Genomic DNA, 3,169 nt, shown 5'->3' on the forward strand with positions numbered 1-3,169 from the left:
CCCCCCCGTTACCTTTCTTATAGCCCCTAAACGAGCAAGAATCGGGGTTGCTGGCCTGTCGCTCCTGGCATGATTGAGTCCCCCAGTCGAATGTATGATCCGGGGGGTGTTGTCACCGGGGTTCGATAGGCGCCAGAGGATCGCTAATGGGGACCGGACCAGCTGCAGACACCATCGTGGTAGGTCGGCCGTAACGTGGATGCCGAGCTCTGGGGCCGCAGACAGACCAGCACGGTCTCATTGGGTTTCACCTCTGGAGGTAGTAGTGATTAAGGATCACGAACTCGTCGATGTGTTTATCGGCGTCGATGTCGGTAAGTCCAACCACCACGCGGTGGCGTTGGACAGGAACGGCAAGAAACTGCTCGATAAGGCACTGCCGCAAGACGAGGCGGAACTGCGGGCGATCATCGACAGTCTCACCAAGCACGGCACGCTTTTACTCGTCGTGGACCAGCCGGCCACCATCGGTGCACTGCCGGTCGCTGTGGCGCAGAATGCCGGTAACCTCGTCGGTTACCTGCCGGGCCTAGCGATGCGCCGCATCGCCGACCTGCACCCCGGTGAGGCCAAGACGGATGCCCGAGACGCTTACATCATTGCTGAGGCCGCCCGGAGCATGCCGCACACGCTGCGCTCGATTGCCGTCGCCGATGAACAGGCCGCAGAGCTGTCGATGCTCTGCGGTTTTGACGACGACCTGGCCAAGCAGGCCACCGCCGCCTCGAACCGGATCCGCGGGCTCCTCACGCAGATCCACCCGGCCTTGGAGCGGGCCATCGGTCCGCACCTGGACCACCCCGTAATGGCCGAACTGCTGCGGAAATACCCGGCCCCTGAGGCTCTGCGCCGGGCTGGCCAGAGCCGGGTCGCCGCGTTCATGTCCAAGTCCGCGCCGCGGGCCGGCAGGCGCTGGGCAGAAGAGATCTTCACCGCTCTGGGTGAGCAGAGCGTAGTCGTGGCCGGCACTGGTGCCGCCGGCGTCGTGTTGCCCCAACTCGCCGCGCAGCTGACCCAACTGCGCACCTCCCGTGCCGAGGTCCTGACCCAGGTTGAAGCCATCGTGGAGGCCCACCCTCTTCACGAACTCCTGACGTCCCTACCGGCGGTCGGCGTCAGGACGGCAGCACGGATCATTACCGAGGTTGCCGGCAAGGAATTCAAGACCGCCGGGCATCTGGGATCCTACGCCGGACTCGCGCCGGTGACGTGGCGATCCGGTACCTCGATCCGTGGAGACCACTCCTCAAAAAAGGGCAACAAGATCCTCAAACGGGCGTTCTTCCTCTCCGCATTCGCGGCCCTGAAAGACCCCGTCTCACGGGCGTACTACGACCGCAAACGAGCCCAAGGCAAACGGCATAATCAGGCCCTGATCGCCCTCGCCAGACGCCGCTGCGATGTACTGTTCGCGATGCTGCGCGACGGAGTGCTCTACGAGGCACCCGCGGTCAAAGCCGCCTAAACAACCAGCCCAGCAGCCGGCCGACCACGCGCCACCGACCACTCCCTCCTGCCCAAAAACCCGGCAAACCCCAATCTCCGAAAACCACCCAACCAGCTTGACAAAGAACATAGGGACACCCGTTACCTTTCTTATAGCCCCTAAACGAGCAAGAATCGGGGTTGCTGGCCTGTCGCTCCTGGCATGATTGAGTCCCCCAGTCGAATGTATGATCCGGGGGGTGTTGTCACCGGGGTTCGATAGGCGCCAGAGGATCGCTAATGGGGACCGGACCAGCTGCAGACACCATCGTGGTAGGTCGGCCGTAACGTGGATGCCGAGCTCTGGGGCCGCAGACAGACCAGCACGGTCTCATTGGGTTTCACCTCTGGAGGTAGTAGTGATTAAGGATCACGAACTCGTCGATGTGTTTATCGGCGTCGATGTCGGTAAGTCCAACCACCACGCGGTGGCGTTGGACAGGAACGGCAAGAAACTGCTCGATAAGGCACTGCCGCAAGACGAGGCGGAACTGCGGGCGATCATCGACAGTCTCACCAAGCACGGCACGCTTTTACTCGTCGTGGACCAGCCGGCCACCATCGGTGCACTGCCGGTCGCTGTGGCGCAGAATGCCGGTATCCTCGTCGGTTACCTGCCGGGCCTAGCGATGCGCCGCATCGCCGACCTGCACCCCGGTGAGGCCAAGACGGATGCCCGAGACGCTTACATCATTGCTGAGGCCGCCCGGAGCATGCCGCACACGCTGCGCTCGATTGCCGTCGCCGATGAACAGGCCGCAGAGCTGTCGATGCTCTGCGGTTTTGACGACGACCTGGCCAAGCAGGCCACCGCCGCCTCGAACCGGATCCGCGGGCTCCTCACGCAGATCCACCCGGCCTTGGAGCGGGCCATCGGTCCGCACCTGGACCACCCCGTAATGGCCGAACTGCTGCGGAAATACCCGGCCCCTGAGGCTCTGCGCCGGGCTGGCCAGAGCCGGGTCGCCGCGTTCATGTCCAAGTCCGCGCCGCGGGCCGGCAGGCGCTGGGCAGAAGAGATCTTCACCGCTCTGGGTGAGCAGAGCGTAGTCGTGGCCGGCACTGGTGCCGCCGGCGTCGTGTTGCCCCAACTCGCCGCGCAGCTGACCCAACTACGCACCTCCCGTGCCGAGGTCCTGACCCAGGTTGAAGCCATCGTGGAGGCCCACCCTCTTCACGAACTCCTGACGTCCCTACCGGCGGTCGGCGTCAGGACGGCAGCACGGATCATTACCGAGGTTGCCGGCAAGGAATTCAAGACCGCCGGGCATCTGGGATCCTACGCCGGACTCGCGCCGGTGACGTGGCGATCCGGTACCTCGATCCGTGGAGACCACTCCTCAAAAAAGGGCAACAAGATCCTCAAACGGGCGTTCTTCCTCTCCGCATTCGCGGCCCTGAAAGACCCCGTCTCACGGGCGTACTACGACCGCAAACGAGCCCAAGGCAAACGGCATAATCAGGCCCTGATCGCCCTCGCCAGACGCCGCTGCGATGTACTGTTCGCGATGCTGCGCGACGGAGTGCTCTACGAGGCACCCGCGGTCAAAGCCGCCTAAACAACCAGCCCAGCAGCCGGCCGACCACGCGCCACCGACCACTCCCTCCTGCCCAAAAACCCGGCAAACCCCAATCTCCGAAAACCACCCAACCAGCTTGACAAAGAACATAGGGACACCCCCCC

At 63.7% G+C, this 3,169-nt stretch carries 2 protein-coding genes; both read left to right on the plus strand.

Annotated elements, in window-relative coordinates; translation table 11 throughout:
• Nucleotides 1-199 precede the first annotated feature (199 nt).
• Nucleotides 200-1,465, plus strand: coding sequence for an IS110 family transposase (locus RCH15_RS18915; protein ID WP_326962193.1), 1,266 nt, complete (start codon nucleotides 200-202; stop codon nucleotides 1,463-1,465).
• A gap of 313 nt (nucleotides 1,466-1,778) precedes the next feature.
• Nucleotides 1,779-3,044 carry an IS110 family transposase gene (locus RCH15_RS18920; RefSeq protein ID WP_326962194.1) on the plus strand — a complete coding sequence of 422 codons (1,266 nt, stop codon included), beginning with the start codon at nucleotides 1,779-1,781 and terminating at the stop codon, nucleotides 3,042-3,044.
• Nucleotides 3,045-3,169 lie beyond the last annotated feature (125 nt).

This window comes from Arthrobacter sp. MP_M4, from assembly GCF_035984855.1.
Lineage (GTDB): Bacteria > Actinomycetota > Actinomycetes > Actinomycetales > Micrococcaceae > Arthrobacter.

Excerpts from the sequence above, each read along its gene's own strand:
- RCH15_RS18920 (WP_326962194.1), top strand. The coding sequence starts at position 1,779 with ATGCCGAGCTCTGGGGCCGCAGACAGACCAGCACGGTCTCATTGGGTT.
- RCH15_RS18915 (WP_326962193.1), top strand. The coding sequence starts at position 200 with ATGCCGAGCTCTGGGGCCGCAGACAGACCAGCACGGTCTCATTGGGTT.